Source organism: Bacteroides sp. MSSM.1001136sp1_RTP21357st2_D2_RTP21359_211015, from assembly GCF_040913205.1.
Classification (GTDB): Bacteria; Bacteroidota; Bacteroidia; order Bacteroidales; family Bacteroidaceae; genus Bacteroides; species Bacteroides ovatus.
This window is the reverse complement of sequence record NZ_JBDFVF010000030.1, coordinates 1-16,206: the sequence shown is the minus strand read 5'-3', so window position 1 is coordinate 16,206 and position 16,206 is coordinate 1. Positions and strand designations below refer to the sequence as shown.

Here is a 16,206-nt window from a genome sequence, read left to right as displayed (position 1 = left end):
GAAAAATGGCAACCTATATTTCTGATGATCCCAAACTATTGGACGAGCTTTTCAGGAAAGACGGTGAAGGCCAGCTCCTTGTCGGTTATGAAACCGGCAAGGAGAAACCCCATGCAGAATCCTCCTATATGCTTTATCCTGCCAATCCCGACAGGCAAGACCCTGTCTATACGTTTATGGCCTTGTTCAGCCAACAATCGATAAAAGCCAAATACTCCGCCTTCGTACCGAATACCCGTCTGGAAATCTATTCATTCCCGAAGATGACGGATGTACCGGCTATCTCCGGAGATATTTCCAAAAAGGAATATATCAATCAGGTATTACTACCCTATATCCGGGAAAAGGGACTGGCTCCTCTAATAAGTACCAATCTGAGAAATGTCCTGTTTGCGCAGTCACGCAGCGATATCCTCATGATATCGGGAGAACTTCCGAAACTGACCACACAGCAGTTGGACGAGCTGGTCCATTTTCATCAGAAGCAGGATGAGCTGGCTGCCAGGTATGATTATAATCCGGTTTACAAATTACCGCTGCATGCTGTGGAAACGTCCAAAGGAATCTTGTTTTTCAGTGATACCAAAATGGGACGGGAGGGATTGAAGAGCTTTTACCAACAGTTATCCGGCAATTATTTCTGGGTTCATGGCGAACCCGGTCCTGTCAGGCAATACAACGTCAACTGCCTGTCCGACGATATCTGTCCTTTGGTGGATGCCTGCTACCGGAAGAATCCCCAAAGCGGAAAAGGGGAATATGATTTTGATAATGCTGTATTCTCAAAAGAGGCTTTCCGTGACAGGAAACAGTGGAAACTGGCGTTTGAAACGGACATGGAGCCGAGCGCTTCTGAATTTCTCCGCCTGAATGAATTTGCCGGATGTCCTGCGAGCCGTAACAATGCGGATATCAGCAAACTGTTGTATCTGATGGAGAACGGATTCAAGCGGGATATAATAAATGATCCCGATTTCGGATACCGGAATGTCTTTCAGGAGTATGTCACCCGGATAGACGACTGTATCAACGGACAGTCCTCGGGGCCAGATTTGTCAGATGTGCTGGATGACATGCGTTGGAAAGCGAAGAATATCCTTCTGACGGATTTCGATGTCCGTGGACACCGTACATTGGAAAGGACACTGAATGACAGGAGCGTCCCGTTTCTCATCAATGGAACCGATGCCGGCGAAGCCATGAGGCAAGCCTTGCTGGAAGGAAAGTGGATCTACTGTCCCCAAATATCCAAGTCAATGCCAGATTTACATTTCCTCCATGCCGAAAAGACATGCAACCGGGTAATGGCATATACCAAATCTCCCGTAAACAAGACCGTGTATCAGGAGAAAAACGGCAAAATCATTCCATATGTACCGGCTTTGAAAAAGGTATCGAAAACGAAAAGGAACAATTCCCTCAAAATGTAATGATATGAAGCAACCTGAACAATCCTATACAGCCATAGAGACAGCCCATGGCTTTGTGTTCTTTACTGATACGACGGAAGGACAGAAAAACAGGCAGGACTTTCTGCAATTTATGGCAGACCATTACTTCGATCCCCATTTCAATCTTGGTCCGGTAAATGTTTACCGGGCAGAAGGAGTCCTAAAGGATGGATCCTATGTCAATCCGGGTGAAGGCCTGTACCCGGAATATGCTTACCTGCAGATGGATAAGACACCGGAAATGGAGCTGGTCTACCGGAATGAGATGAAGCCGACCTGGGAGGATTTCGGTAGTTTCTGCCACAATATGCATTGTACCAGCAGCCATCGCAACCGTAATATCGCTGATATTTTGGAGGAAATAGAAAGCAAGGACCGTAAATTACTGGAGCTTTCCAAACAAGGTACAGCATCGGATATCCGGCAGCAGATAGAAGAAACCGGCCAGGATAAAGCCTTGCTGGACAAACTCCTCAAGCAGTATTACGATGTGCGTGGACACCGGACTGTTGGGAACATCCTCCGCGACCCGATGGAATGTGTCACCGTAGACGGTGTCCGGCTCTTTACCCCTCACCGGCAAGTATTGGCGGCAGGGCACGGACTCTTCCTGCCGGGAGAGGCAAAAAGCAACCCGTCCCATGCCTATGCATGGATAAACGGGGATTTCACCCGGATCGTATTTTCTAAGGATCCTCCTGCGAACAAACAGGTGTTCAAAGTGAAAACAGTCATCGAAAAGGCTTTGAATAAAAAGCAGGACGTGAAAAAGAAAAGAAATACCCACCCTAAATTGTAGAAATATGGACAAGAGAAACCAAATGGAAAATCCTTTTTTCGATCCCGACAAGCCGGGAAGTATTTTTGTCGGTATGGACCGTTACCATCAGTACTCTCCCCACCAGCCCCGAAATGCCCTCACATTCATTCAGAAAGGAGATGCGGACAGCCTGTTCCGCAAATTCCTGATTGACAATATCAAGGAAGCGGAGTGCTGCCCCTATATTCCGGATACGGAACTGCTCCGGTTTGACCTGGCGAACATGAGGCAGGTTCCACCGGTAGATACCCATACCCCTTTCGAGGAATATATCAGCAAGGAACTGCTGCCGTATTTTCAAGAACACTGCATTCCCCCTGCCAAACGCATTTCCCTGCGTGATGCGGTCTATACCTATAAATACAAGAATGAACCGGACGGCGGCATATTGAAGAAGTATCTCATGCAGGAACCCGCATACTTGGAGTTTCGATTACAGCAACAGGAAAAAAGGACATTGTACCGGTGCCAGCCGCGGTACACATTCCCCTTAAAAGTGGTGGAGAATGACTTCGGATACCTTATCTTTTCCGGTAACGAGATCGGCAGGAACGGATTCAGGGAGTGCATCCGGTACATCACGGACCATTACTTCGACCCGCACTACGATACCGGCCATCTGGCCGTCTACGACAGTACGTTCATGGACAAGAACCTGGTTCCTCTCATAGATGCCGCTTACAAGCCGTGCAAACCGATGGAACTGGATTATTCCTTCGATTTTTATCCGGCATCCTATATCGGTCTTGACGAACTGCCCAAAGAATTCATCGACAGTTTAAAACCGGTATGCTACCATTCGATGGAAGCGACAGCCGGGGATTTTATAAAATTCGCCACCGACTGGCATTTCAATAAGGATACGCAGGTTTCCATCAGCCGGGAGAACCATGACATTTACCGGCTGCTGACCGTCATGCGTAACGGTTATATGAATATTCATGAACAACCGTTTACCTATTTCAATGAACTGCTGCCGTATGCCAAGGAATTTGAAAAAGTCACGCAGGTTAAATCTGCCGGCGAATTCGATACGGGAAAGTTCAAGCGGTTGTCTACGGAAATCCGGAAGGCTGCCGATGGAATTTTGAAAAGGGATTTCGATGTGAGAGGGCACCGTTCCCTTGAGAATATGTTGAATGACTCCACCGTTACCTTCACCGTCGGAAGCCGAAAACTGAATGAAGTTCAAAAGACGGCACTGGCTTCGGGATACGCACTGTATCTCCCGGAAAACAACAAGGAGGCGACAAGGCATCTCCTTTTTTGCAAGGCCGACTTTGAGCAGGGCAGAATTGAGGGTTCCTCCAAGCCCTTCGGCGTCAGGACATACGTGATAAAGGACGGACTGCTCTGTCCGCTGCCGGAAGAGAAGAATACCGTTAAAAAGACTGAGAATAAGAACAGACATAACAATAACCGTTTAAAATAAAGCGATATGATACCTAAAAGTCAGATGTACCTCGGAGCGCGGATTGTAGAGAACGATCCGGAAGAGGAAACTCCCGTTGTTCCCTATAAAGGAACAGTAACAGCCATTGAAGAAACCGGAAAAGGGGAACTGGATTACTTTGTCTATATCCGGCTGGATGATGAGTCCATGAAACAAAAAAGAATCTCCCTTTGCTGCCCGGACAAGATCATGACCTGTTTTCCATGGACTATAGACCTGGAAGAAAAACAGAAAATGGAGCAGAAAATGAAGAATAAAAAAGTTCCCGACCCGTCGAAACGGCATAGACTATCTTAATCAACCATTCATCTAAACCATAAAATAATATGAGTACATACATTGGTTTCAATTTGAACAGCAACAGGCAGATTGAACATTTCCAGACCATAGAGAATCGTTATGGCATCAATTCAGATGGCGGCAAATTTCTTTTCGGGCAGGCAGAACTGGCCTTGAAAGGCTCCTACATTCCTAAGGAAGAAGTCTATTTAATACCATATCAGGGTGCTGTACAACCGGGGAACATTGAAAGGTTCATCAAGGACATGACCCATAACGGAGGACTGTCTTGTGCAACTCATTTCCCATTGCGGGATATCGCCTTCGTTTACGAGAATACATCTCCTTATGGCATCCATAATGTGGATAGCATCCAGAGAATGCTTCAAAAGGCCAAAGACAATCCCCTGCTGAAAAAACAACTGAACGCTTACCGCGCATTCCATCAAGAAAAGGAAAAAGATATCTACAACAGGGTGATTACTGCAATAAATACGAACCAGGGAGTCCTGATGTTCAATGATACCGGCAGGGGGATACAGTGTGCGCAGAAATACCTGCAGCATATTGGCGATAATTTCTTCTCGCCGGTTTACAGGGATGCGGATAAACTGCAAATATATTATTTCAGCACTTCCAATATCAATCTGATCAAAGAGGCGTCAAAGTGTTCGAACATGTTTGAACATGGCTTAAAAAAGATATACCTTCCCCAAAAGGCTCATTTCCTGGATTCAAATATGATAGCCAACTATACCCCGGCGGTAGAATGCAGCATGGCTCCCTCTTTGGAATGTTATAACCAACTGGCCGAAAAGTTGAATCTGGGCAAGAGCCAGAAGAATTATAACATAGGCGTACTCGACCGGATCTGCAAGACCGGGCAAATCGGGAATTTGGAAAAAGACAGCCGGTTCAACCATCAAAACAGCTTTGTCTCCCTGGATGAACGGATCAGGCTGTCTTATGTGGGGAAGCAGGATGGCACACTGCTGAAAAATGCACTTGAACGGACCATCAAGGATACGGCAAAGAGAATCCTACAGACGGACTATGCGGTACGGGGCTATGAACCGCCCAAACAGGAAAAGAAAAAGAGTAGAAGTATCACCATGTAACTATTTTAAATTTCAATCGTATGCAAAAGCAAGAGATTTCAAACATTATGATTTTCTTTGTTACCCAGGACTTGGAAGGGCAACCCCGACAACTGGAGATGCACCTGATGCCGGAGAAAGAAGTATCGATGATGAATCAACGATTCACCGAATACCTCCAGCGGCAAAGGGAAATGTACAAGCCGTCCCTTGTCCAAAGCCACTTGCCGGATCTTTATCTGTGCCGCTACCAGTTTCCGGCAGGAGTAAGCTACCCGGATATCCGGCTCTTTGACAAGGATAACAGCTTGGTACAAAAATTCATCACCCGGAACGGAGGAAGCATGCAGGGCAATGTCTCATTGCGCGGACTGGAATACCTGCATTCTCACGATGAAGAAAAAAGCCTGCCCATGCTGGTAGCCAGCGGACTTGCCGACCACCTGCTTGTACAGCCGGAAGCCAAACGGTTCGCGCTGGCACAGGATACTCTCCACGACGATCCGTCGGAAACCCTGACCGCCGTGGAAACCGCCAAAGGAGTGCTTCTGTTCGAATATTCCGGCTTTGGAAAGACATGCTGCCATGCCTATATGCAACATCTGGCCGACCGTTTCTTCATTACGGACGAAGAGAAACCGGAGTTTGTCAACCTGTACAAGCTGACCCGTCCGGACGCAGAAGTGGTAAAGGCATTCCAAGCATCTCCCAATGCCTTCTCCTTATATACAAACTCTTTTCTGCCGGAGAAAGCACAATATCTGGATGCGACTATCCTGCGGAATGCCCGGCTGGACAGGAGCCACCGCATAGAACCGACATTCGATGCCTATGACAAGTTTGCTTCCTCCTATAACGTGCTCCCCAGTATTGCCAATGCCCAGATACTCCGGTTACTATCCTTACAGGAAACCGCAGGAATCTATGGGATAGACTATACAACCAGAAGGATTCCGTTCATACACAAGAATTCTTTCAACTCCCAGTTCAATGCGCTGCAGAATATTCCGGCTGAAAATAAAGGCGGACAGGAGAAGGTCAAATCACAGATCCGGGATCAGGCGGCCTATATCCTGAAACGTGATTACGGGCTTATCCCGGACAGCCTGCAAAACAAAGAGATAGACCCCATCATTTCCCTCCAGACTCCCAAAGGAGCCGTCTACCTGCCCGCCACGGATGAAGGAGCCATCTATAAACAGTGTTACCTGCAATATCTGGCTGACCGTTTCTTCACTCCGGAAGTACAGGCTCTGGGACGAATCAGAGAATTCTATATTTCCTGCCCGAACCATAGCACGGAGCATTACATGCAGAAGCATCTGGACCTTTTCCGGTCCAATCCTTTCTACGGGCAGCTGGCGAAAATGCCATTGTATCCGATAGAGCAATCCGAGCTGTTGAAGAAAGGCGGCTATCCCATAGAGCCGACATACCATGCATTCAAACAGTTTACGGAAGATTACCGGCTTTCGGTAACGCCGGAGAATGCCGAGATATTCACCCTGCTCTTTATACGGGAATACGGATTACCGGCTGATTTCAATACTAATGAAAGCTATAAGGAGTTCACCCACAAAGGAAATTTTAAACCGCTGGATCAAGAAATGTCCGAACTGCAATCCAAAAAGGGATATAGTGAAAAGGCATTCTACAATATTCAAAACAGGCAGCAGCAACTCGCGGACAAGATACTTGGCCTGAGATACAGACTGACCTGTCCTCCGTTGCAACTGACCGGACCGGCGGCTTCGGAAAAGAGAAAGACGGCTTCCCGTCAGAACAAGTCACATAATCCCCGCATCTAAAACTGATTATCATGCCTGCATGGATGGAAAAAATAAAAGATACATTCACCGCTAAAGCGGATTTAAAGAGCCTGTTTATTGTGTTACAGCCGGATAATCAAGTCTCGACTGTCATGGTCGTGTCGTATGTTCCGACGGATAAGGACTCTTTTCAGGTATTTATGGATCTGACCGCCCGGATTGCTATGGATCAGAAAACCATACCGGATAACTTATTGCTGCATTTTGAGGGAATACCTGCTAAAGATATTCCTTTCACCAGCGAACTACCGGCGAAAGACAGTGAGAAAGCCCTCAGTTTCATCGCCTCTTACGGAGGCATCACTGAAAACAACTCCGTACCTTTACGGAAAGCGGCTTATTTGAGAGCATGCCAAAGGGAACTGACGGCAGAGAATATCCGGGATCTGGACTACTCACCAGCTTATAAGTGCTTTATTGCACACGAAGATGCGATGGAGAAGATTGCGGCAGGAAAGCAAGCCAAACAGTTCTACACCATAGCTGAAACGGAACAAGGTGTCCGCGTATTCAATGACGGACTTTCCGGGACTATAAAGTTTCGGGATTACCTGCAATCGACAGCGGACAATTTCTACTCAAGCTCTTTGCAGGATGTGGAGTCATTGAATATTTACCGGATAGAAACCGTCTCCCGCCGGATGCTGGAACTCTCCAACGGGAATCAGACCACCATGCCGCAGGCCGGGATGGAAATTCTGGCGAATTACAAGCCGTCCGTCACTTTCGACATGCATCCTACGGGAGAAAATCTCAACCGGTTTGTCACAGCCGGCGCATTGGAACTCTCTATCCGTAACCGGAACATTATGACACTTCAGGACATAGCAGCCAGAGGATACGCCCATTTACCGGCAGACGAATCGTTTGCCTATAAAAAGGATTTCTTGTTTGTGGAGAAAGGTATCCGTGAGATTACCCGGCAAAAGGAATTGTACCGGGATTATCCTTTCCGGCAGAAGATGGATGAATTACAAAATGCTGCCAGGTCATTGGCGCAAACACTGTTAAACAGGGATGGAGTCCGGAAGAACTATCATCGGGTAAGCCCGCCTGTTGTTGTTTCTAAGAAAGGAGAAGCTCAAACAGCCGAAAAACCGCAAGACAAGCCCGGACTGTCCTGTGGCAATGAAAAGAAAAAGGTCAAGACAAAAACCGCTTCCGTTAAAAAGCAGGCGAAGCCCAAATTATAATGCATATGGAACTGATAAATAATACATTCATTCCCGAAAAAGAGATACCACGTAGCCGCAGGGCTGCCGGAAGGAAAGCATTCCTGCAAACTTTCAGAAACCTGTTTACCAGCCGGAATCATTTCAGGAGATTCATGGATACTTACCGTTTCAACACGATCCGCTGGAGCGCGTCCAACCTCCACGAACCCTCATGGGGAAAACGGATCGGATTATTCTTTCGTACCAAAAATCCAATCGCTATCCTCCGGGATGATTACCGGAGCAATCGCAGTAATCTGTTGAATAAATGGGAAACGTCCAGCCTGAACCGTATCCAGATGGAACTGGTCCGAATGGGTAGTATGCCTATTCAGAATAAGGACAGACATACTTTCAAAGCTCTGAACAGCATTGAAAAGAAAATCAAACAACTGCAGGAATATGAAGGATGTCCCGATATGAGCCATGAAAAGCAGCTTCTGGCAACATACAAGTACATTCTTTCTTCTCCTTTTGACCGGAAGTTCGGAGGATTGCCACCCGATGAGATTTGTGGGATGCTTCAGCAGAACGGACTGTCTGAATCAAACCTTCCTTACCAAAATTACGAAGGAATCCTCCAGGGCCGTGAAACAGTCATGTACGAACTGGCAACCGGAAAGAACGGGGAGAAATACCTCCAACCGGCAGATCAGGTGAAACTGAATGCGGGAATGTCAGGAATCTCAATGGATTTAATCAGCCGTTTTCCGGCAAAGGAAATACCCCTGCCGAATCTGACGGAAAGCATACAAGTATCGGAAAAGAAAGAGAAGCTCTCCATTCCCAAAGAACCGAAGAAAAGGGTACGGAAAGAAAAATCAAAGGTCAAGAGTGTAAAAATTAAATAGTCATTCATATTAAAAAAGAAAGTAACATGAAAACAATTTGTATTTGTGAGAAGCCCTCGGTGGCACGCAGCATTGCCCGGGTCCTGGGCGTAACGGAGAAACAGGAAGGATACTTGAGTGGGAACGGATATGCCGTCACATGAACTTACGGCCATCTGTTGGCATTGGCCCTGCCTCAAGACTACGGCATTGTCCATGTGGAAAAGGAGATGCTGCCTATTATTCCCGACCCGTTCAAACTGGTTGTCCGTCAGATTAAAACCGAAGATGGATACAAGGCTGATCCGACGGCTCTGAAACAATTGGAAGTAATCCGTAAACTGTTGGGTCAGGCTGATCAAGTGATATCCTGTACTGATGCAGGGCGGGAAGGAGAGTTAATTATGAGATATGTGCTTGAATATCTGGGATATCATAAGGAAACCAAACGCTTGTGGATATCTTCCATGACAGAAAAATCGATACGGGAAGGATTTGATAGCCTCAAATCAAGTAAGGAGTTTGACAACCTGTACCGTGCCGCTAAAGCCAGGAGAGAATCAGATTGGGTCGTCGGTATGAATGCCAGCCTGTCTTTGAGCATGGCTGCAGGCAAGAGTAACTATTCTCTGGGAAGAGTACAGACACCGGCACTTGGCATGATTTGCCGTCGATATCTGGACAACAGGGATTTTATAGCCAAACCCTATTATCTGCTACAGCTACGGACAACGAAAGCAGGGAAAGAACTCGTCTTAACCTGTACCGGGAAATATGATACACCGGAAAAACTCGATGTGGACCGTAAAAAAGTGTATGAAGAGACGACAGCCAAAGTGGTGCAAGTGGAGAAGAAAGAGGTTCCAGAAGAAGCTCCGCTACTTTATGACCTGACCGCCCTGCAACGAAGTGCCAATACCAAACTCGGACTGACCGCAGAACAGACGCTGAACATTGCTCAAAAATTATATGAAGGAGGCTACATTTCGTATCCCCGTACCGGATGTAGCTATATCACAGAAGACATCTTCGAACAAGTCCCTTCCCTCATCGGCCTGCTTAAGCAACATCCCCGTTTCACATGGCATGCGGAAAACCTCTGTAACCAGCCTTTAAACCGGCACTGTGTGGACGATAGCAAGATGACGGACCATCATGCGTTAATCATTACGGAGAACTATCCCCAGAGGCTTTCCCTTGACGAGCAGAATATCTATTCCATGATCGCGGGACGCATGTTGGAGGCTTTCTCCGGCAAATGCCTGAAAGAAACGGTATCCGTACAAGCGGACTGTAACGGCGTTCTTTTCGGGATAAAAGGAAGCCAAATCAAAGTTCCGGGGTGGAGAGGCATCTATAACGAACCCAGTGAGAAAGAAGAAGGAAGTCTTCTGCCCGAATTTCAGGAAGACGAAATATTGCCCGTGCTCGGTATTGATACATTGGTCAAGAAAACCAAACCGCAGCCCATATTCACTGAGGCAAGCCTGCTTGCTGCGATGGAAGGTTGTGGCAGAACATTGGACGATGAAAAGGAAAAAGAGGCAATGGAGGATTCCGGCTTGGGTACACCGGCTACACGTGCCGGAATCATCGAACTGCTCATTGCCAGACACTACGTGGAAAGAAACGGACGGTCACTGATTCCCACTCCCAAAGGACTGGAAGTATATGATATTGTAAAAGAGAAGATGATCGCCAACGTGAGCATGACCGGAGGGTGGGAATGCGCCTTGCATGAAATCGAAACCGGCAAAGTTTCCACGGAAACATTTACTCAGAGCATCAATTCCTATACCCAACAAATCACCTCGGAACTGCTTGCCCTGAAACTTAACCATCCGGACTTGCCACATTGTAACTGCCCCAAATGCGGAGCAGAAACGATTATCGTCTTTAACAAGGTCGCCAAATGCAGCGATCCCAATTGTGGGTTCCTGTTATTTAGAACGTTCAACGGCAGGGAACTGACGGATAATCAGATGCTCCTGCTGCTATCGGGGAAACGTACCGGATATCTGAAGTTTACCAGCAAGAAAGGAAAGAAGTATGAGGCATCACTCGAGCTGGATGACAATTACAGGATTGAGATGACTTTCAAGGATAATAAACCTAAAAAATAAAGAAGCGACTTATGAAAAAAGAAATGGAAGAGATACCGGATGAACTGAATCCGGACTTAATGCTGAATACGATTGCTTCCGAACTGCTGATCAAGATAGCCAAAGGGGAGATTGATATCCAGAAGCTGGTCAGGAAACAACTCTCGGACAGGGGAATCGATGACCAACGGAACTGGATAGGACCGGACAAGGCAAGAAAATATTGGGAGAAATATAAGATGCCTGTCTAAACCAAGTCAGTCAGGATAAGAAGATAATTGCAGGTTATTCAATCCGTTTGTAGGCCAGCCTGCAAATACCGGATCTGAAACATTTGTTCCCGGTCATTTCCCATGAGGAAGGACCGGGAATTTCTGTAAACAGACGTATGCCGTCCCCTTGGATATACGGTGCGACAAAAAGGATGATTTCATCCACCAACCAGTATCTGAACATGCTGCTTATAACGGAAATTGTATCCGGAGCCGCTTCTATGAAATAAATACCTTCATTTTTCTTTTTCCATTGTGTCAATGAGATGAAAGATACATCCGGCCCGAGAGTCTGTGTAGCACGTTCCCGTATTTTGGTGAGGCCATATTTGTTCGGATTATCCCACAAAGGGGAAGAAACAGTCCTGTCGAAGAGGTATCCGTCAAGAGTAGTGATTGCAAGTAATTGGAGTTTTGCCATAAGTATAATATTTAACCTATAAATATTATTCGGCAGAAGTATTTGAGAAAGCGTGGCCTTACCCAACTCCAAGACGGAGGTTCTGGTAAACCTATGAATAGTAGCTGTGTAAGCCACGCTATGACAAAGCATAGCATAAGCAATACACAAAAAGCCTCTATTCATTGAAATTTACCAGATTTCCGTCTTGAGACATTCTGCGAATGTTATGTCTATATCTAATTGGAAGGCTATTGCCTGCCATTTAAATCTATATTTCGTTCCAAAGATACTCATATTTCTGATTTCTCCGAAGAAATCCATATCATAAAGAAATGTGGCAGGGCAAAAAAGGAAAAAAGATGAAAGAGTTACCATTTGTATAAGGGATGTCGGATTTCACGACTCCCCCGTTAAATAAAAAGTATAAGAAAAGCTACGCTGACAAAAAATGACTATTAATGACTATTAACGACACTGGAAACTAAACGATTGATTTATAGTAATATTCCCTTTATCTTGCACCCAATTTCATTATTCACAATTTAATTTATAAATCATGGAACTGACAATTATCGAAACAAGTGCTTATCAGGACTTGAAGAAACAACTAAGTATGCTGTCCGTGCAAATGATGGACTTTCAAAAGAAAATAGCCCCCGTAACACCGGACAAGTGACTGGATGCGCAGGATGTGTGCCTGGCTCTCAATATTTCCAAAAGGGCACTGCAGACTTACCGGGATAACGGGCTGATTCCTTATTCTAATATCGGTGGAAAATTCTTTTATAAAGAAGTGGACATCCAGCAAATTCTGGAGGAAGGACTAATCAAAAAAAGAAAATAAAGAGTATGGCAGACATTATCACTAAAGATTCGGAAGAGTTCAAGGAACTTACCGGATGGATCAAACGGACAGGAAAAAATCTGGAGGCTGCTGCGGCACGGATACGTCCGACGATTGCAGACGAACATTATCTGAGTGGAGATGAGGTATGCCGGATGCTTCATGTTTCCAAGCGTACATTACAAACACTACGGGATGAAAAGGCAATACCTTATACCTCAATTACCTCTGTCGGGGGTAAACTGCTCTATCCGGAAAGCGGGCTATACGAGGTACTAAAAAAGAACTATAAAGATTTCAGGCGTTACTTGAAATAAGCAACCTGCCTGAATACGAAAAACACCCTTCAACATTTGCTGAAGGGTGTTTTTTCATGGCAGTATCCATAATTTTGTGTAAATAGAAACGGGATTCAGTTATAAGTTCTCTTATATCTGGATTCTGTTTTCAAAAATAAGCATAAATTGGTTCATAATCAATCCCCAGTTAGTAATCGGCATTGTCCATTTCTTCTCAATCTCCATCAAAGCGAGGTATACCATTTTCTTCACAGCATCATCCGACGGGAATGAAAGCTTTGATTTAGTGTACTTTCTGATTTTTCCATTCAGATTTTCAATGAAATTTGTTGTGTAGATTATTTTCCTGATTTCCAATGGAAACTGGAAGAAAACAGTCAGGTCATCCCAGTTATTCCTCCATGAGAGGATGGCATAAGGGTACTTCCCTCCCCATTTCTTTTCCAGATTATCCAGTTCCACGGCAGCAGCCTCCTTGTTGGGCGCGTTATAGATGTTCTTCATATCGGCTGTAAACTCTTTCTTGTCCTTGTAAACGACATATTTACAGGAGTTCCTGATTTGATGTACAACACATATTTGCGTGGAAGACTGAGGAAATACGGCACGTATGGTGTCGGTAAACCCGTTCAGGTTGTCAGTGCAGGTAATCAGTATGTCCTGTACTCCGCGGGCCTTCAAATCTGTCAGGACACCCATCCAGAATGAAGAACTTTCTGATTTTCCCACCCACATGCCAAGGACTTCTTTCAAGCCGTTCTGTTTCAGACCGACACAGAGATAGACAGTCTTGTTGATGATTTTTCCGTTGTCACGAACCTTGAATACAATACCGTCCATCCAAACGATGAGATAGACAGGATCCAAAGGGCGGTTCTGCCATTCCTGAGCAGCCTGGTTGACTTTGTTCGTAATGATGGAAATGGCTGATGTGGACAGTTCTATTTCATAGATTTCACGCATCTCCTCTTCAATGTCGGACACGCTCATTCCTTTGGAATATAGGGAGATAACAAGTTTTTCTATGGAAAGCCCACGACTCTCGTGTTTGGGAACAACTATGGGATTGAATTCACCGTTACGGTCACGGGGAATAGGTATGACCGCTTCACCGTGTTCAGTTTGGATTTTCTTGGGGTAGCTGCCGTTACGGGAATTACCGCTGTTATGACCGGAAACCGAATTCTTCTCATAACCCAGATGCGCATCCATCTCACCTTCAAGCATTTTCTCCAATACCTGCGCGTGTAACTGCTTCAGAAACTTGCTGACATCAGCTTCTGTCTTGAACTGGCTAAGGAACTCCTTACTTAATACCTCATCAGGCACTACATGATTCTTCTCTTTCATAATTTTCTTCATTTTGCAAAGCTATTAAATAAAAAATACGGAACCCATACTGAATCCCGTATTTTACATTTACACAAAATATTTTATAGTGCCTTTTTCATACTTATTCTAATTGGCCAAGCGATACACGGAACCAATCTTGTCGCACATCCTATCCGTATCTTCCCCAACCTTCGGATTGATCAGTTCAGCATAGACTTGTGTGGAAAGAATCGATTTGTGTCCTAATACTTTTTGCAAAGTTTCTAACGGCATGCCTTTCAATATAGCCAAAACTGCAAAGGTATGTCTCCCGATATGAGGGGTGATATTTACATTACAATCACACTTTTTCCCTAAAACCTTAAAACTACTTTTCATGGTTTCATAATCACCGACGGGGAAAACGCAATCAGGAGAATCTTTCTTTTTGTTATCACCCTTATACTTTTCTACAAGTTCAATTGCTATAGGTAATAATTTCACGACGTATGCTACGCCTGTTTTTATACGGTTTCCCATGAGCCATGTGCCACCATCAGAATCTGTATGGATATTCTTATAAGTAATTGCTTTCAGATCTGCGAAGGCGAGGCCTGTGAAGCACATGAAAAGTAGCATGTCACGCATAGCCTGCTGACGTTTATACCTCAATTCTACATGTATAAGCCTCTGCAGTTCTTCTTCAGAGAGAAATGAACGTCTTTTATATCCCGGCTTACATCCAAAACCCGTGAAGGGATGAACTTTTATTAAACCTTTCTCTTGAGCGATATGCATTAGCCATTTCATGGTATTAACACGTCCGAATGCTGTAGAACTGGCCGAGCCGCATGTGCCCAACATCCAATTATAATAGTCTTCAATAAAATCTTTGTCAAGTTCATCAAGTGCAATGTCCTCAACATTCTTTTTGTCTTTCAAAAAAAGCAATGCGCTCTTATAATCGGCTACTAAACCAAGATAGGTGCTTTTTGCCTTTTCCTTGCCTACTTTCTCCTTGTATGACTCAAGCTGTTCCCTGAAAAGCTCCATAAGGGTGTGGGAATCTTCTTTAAAACCGACATAGCGGCTATAGACTTTCTTGGCTGTGACAAAACTGTCATGATCGCATATGTATTGGTAATGCTTGGCAATTTGGGCTTTGGCATTATCAAGTTCCTGGTTTAACATTCTAGCTTCTTCGGATTTCCCTTTAGCCCTATTAGCTTTGGCGTCCCATAAAGAAATAGACACCTCCTTCTTACAGCTAAAGCAAGCTGTGGTCTTGTTGATGGTAATACGTCCCATTACAGGTACTTTACCATTCTTAATCGATTGATTTTTAGTGTAAAACAACACTCTGAATGTACTTCTCATAACTCAACTTTTTTAGTTACAAATTTAATTACTGTTGAGGTATTTGAAGTTATGAAGAATAATGCAATATATTGAAAACTAATGCCTTATATCCGATTAGTAGGCAAATTGGAAGAGGTAACAGATAAGTAACATAACTCACTCCCAAATATGCTCTATTTAGCTTTATTCACCACATCCGATTAAAACATTAGTTTTATAACTATTTGAATTTTAATAGGTTTGCACTATATTTGCGCATCTTGAAAAAACACTTTGTTTCAATATATGAAACTATTGGTTTCACACCGAGAAACTTTTAGTTTCACTATATGAAACTAAAATTCGTACTATTGGACTTGTACTGTACTGGATTTAGTTGACAACTTCGCTTGTTATACCTAAGTTAGTTTACTCAATATTTTTTTAAACCTAAATAAGTTTACTTGTCCCTTTGTAATTCCTGTATAAGTTGTCATTTTAGATATGTTGCAAAATTATGTATCTTCTCTTATAAGTGCAAGACTTCGGGCTGTAAACTTTCATTAAACAACAAAAACTCTTTGCTCGGGGATCGCCCTAGCGGCAACCTTAGATTTGCAGCATCAAAATATTTATCTTTGAATTGATATTGAAAGGAAAGCAA

General features: G+C 44.5%; 15 protein-coding genes. 12 read left to right on the top strand and 3 right to left on the bottom strand.

Annotation, left to right across the window (positions count from 1 at the left end; genetic code table 11):
• Positions 1–5 precede the first annotated feature (5 nt).
• From AB5217_RS18050 to AB5217_RS18005, 10 genes are all read left to right on the top strand, one after another.
• The gene (locus AB5217_RS18050) at positions 6–1,430 is read left to right on the top strand and encodes a DUF6047 family protein (protein WP_004311892.1); all 1,425 of its coding nucleotides are present in this window, start codon (positions 6–8) and stop codon (positions 1,428–1,430) included.
• Between the two features lie 4 nt (positions 1,431–1,434).
• Complete coding sequence (locus AB5217_RS18045; RefSeq protein ID WP_004311891.1) at positions 1,435–2,250, top strand: DUF6047 family protein; 816 nt, start codon at positions 1,435–1,437, stop codon at positions 2,248–2,250.
• Between the two features lie 4 nt (positions 2,251–2,254).
• Entirely contained in the window at positions 2,255–3,703 is a 1,449-nt protein-coding gene (locus tag AB5217_RS18040) for a DUF6047 family protein (protein WP_004318628.1), read from the top strand.
• 6 nt (positions 3,704–3,709) lie between these two features.
• On the top strand, positions 3,710–4,021 hold the full coding sequence (locus tag AB5217_RS18035; protein WP_004311889.1) for a hypothetical protein: 312 nt from the start codon (positions 3,710–3,712) through the stop codon (positions 4,019–4,021).
• Positions 4,022–4,050: 29 nt separating this feature from the next.
• Positions 4,051–5,121 carry a DUF6047 family protein gene (locus tag AB5217_RS18030; RefSeq protein ID WP_004311888.1) on the top strand — a complete coding sequence of 357 codons (1,071 nt, stop codon included), beginning with the start codon at positions 4,051–4,053 and terminating at the stop codon, positions 5,119–5,121.
• Positions 5,122–5,141: 20 nt separating this feature from the next.
• The gene (locus AB5217_RS18025) at positions 5,142–6,908 is read left to right on the top strand and encodes a DUF6047 family protein (RefSeq protein WP_004311887.1); all 1,767 of its coding nucleotides are present in this window, start codon (positions 5,142–5,144) and stop codon (positions 6,906–6,908) included.
• A gap of 11 nt (positions 6,909–6,919) precedes the next feature.
• Positions 6,920–8,122, top strand: a complete 1,203-nt coding sequence (locus AB5217_RS18020) for a DUF6047 family protein (protein WP_004315703.1) — start codon at positions 6,920–6,922, stop codon at positions 8,120–8,122.
• Positions 8,122–8,994 (top strand): hypothetical protein, encoded by an 873-nt coding sequence (locus AB5217_RS18015; RefSeq protein ID WP_004318625.1) that lies wholly within the window; start codon positions 8,122–8,124, stop codon positions 8,992–8,994. Before AB5217_RS18020 ends, AB5217_RS18015 begins: the two co-directional genes overlap by 1 nt.
• A gap of 209 nt (positions 8,995–9,203) precedes the next feature.
• Entirely contained in the window at positions 9,204–11,096 is a 1,893-nt protein-coding gene (locus AB5217_RS18010) for a type IA DNA topoisomerase (protein WP_005680137.1), read from the top strand.
• Positions 11,097–11,107: 11 nt separating this feature from the next.
• The gene (locus tag AB5217_RS18005; protein WP_004318621.1) at positions 11,108–11,326 is read left to right on the top strand and encodes a hypothetical protein; all 219 of its coding nucleotides are present in this window, start codon (positions 11,108–11,110) and stop codon (positions 11,324–11,326) included.
• A gap of 34 nt (positions 11,327–11,360) precedes the next feature.
• On the opposite strand, the gene AB5217_RS18000 is transcribed toward AB5217_RS18005, so the two are convergent.
• Positions 11,361–11,768, bottom strand: coding sequence for a deaminase (locus AB5217_RS18000; RefSeq protein ID WP_004311882.1), 408 nt, complete (start codon positions 11,766–11,768; stop codon positions 11,361–11,363).
• A 658-nt stretch (positions 11,769–12,426) separates the two neighbouring features.
• On the opposite strand from AB5217_RS18000, the gene AB5217_RS17995 reads away from it, so the two are divergent.
• A complete protein-coding gene (locus tag AB5217_RS17995; RefSeq protein ID WP_008771129.1) occupies positions 12,427–12,594 on the top strand; it encodes a helix-turn-helix domain-containing protein in 168 nt (55 codons plus the stop codon).
• A gap of 5 nt (positions 12,595–12,599) precedes the next feature.
• Positions 12,600–12,911 (top strand): helix-turn-helix domain-containing protein, encoded by a 312-nt coding sequence (locus tag AB5217_RS17990; RefSeq protein WP_004311879.1) that lies wholly within the window; start codon positions 12,600–12,602, stop codon positions 12,909–12,911.
• Positions 12,912–13,022: 111 nt separating this feature from the next.
• Here AB5217_RS17990 and AB5217_RS17985 read toward each other — a convergent pair whose 3' ends face one another.
• Both AB5217_RS17985 and AB5217_RS17980 read right to left on the bottom strand, forming a co-directional pair.
• The gene (locus AB5217_RS17985; RefSeq protein ID WP_070782484.1) at positions 13,023–14,255 is read right to left on the bottom strand and encodes an IS256 family transposase; all 1,233 of its coding nucleotides are present in this window, start codon (positions 14,253–14,255) and stop codon (positions 13,023–13,025) included.
• 96 nt (positions 14,256–14,351) lie between these two features.
• Entirely contained in the window at positions 14,352–15,581 is a 1,230-nt protein-coding gene (locus tag AB5217_RS17980; protein WP_004311878.1) for a site-specific integrase, read from the bottom strand.
• Between the last annotated feature and the right edge of the window lie 625 nt (positions 15,582–16,206).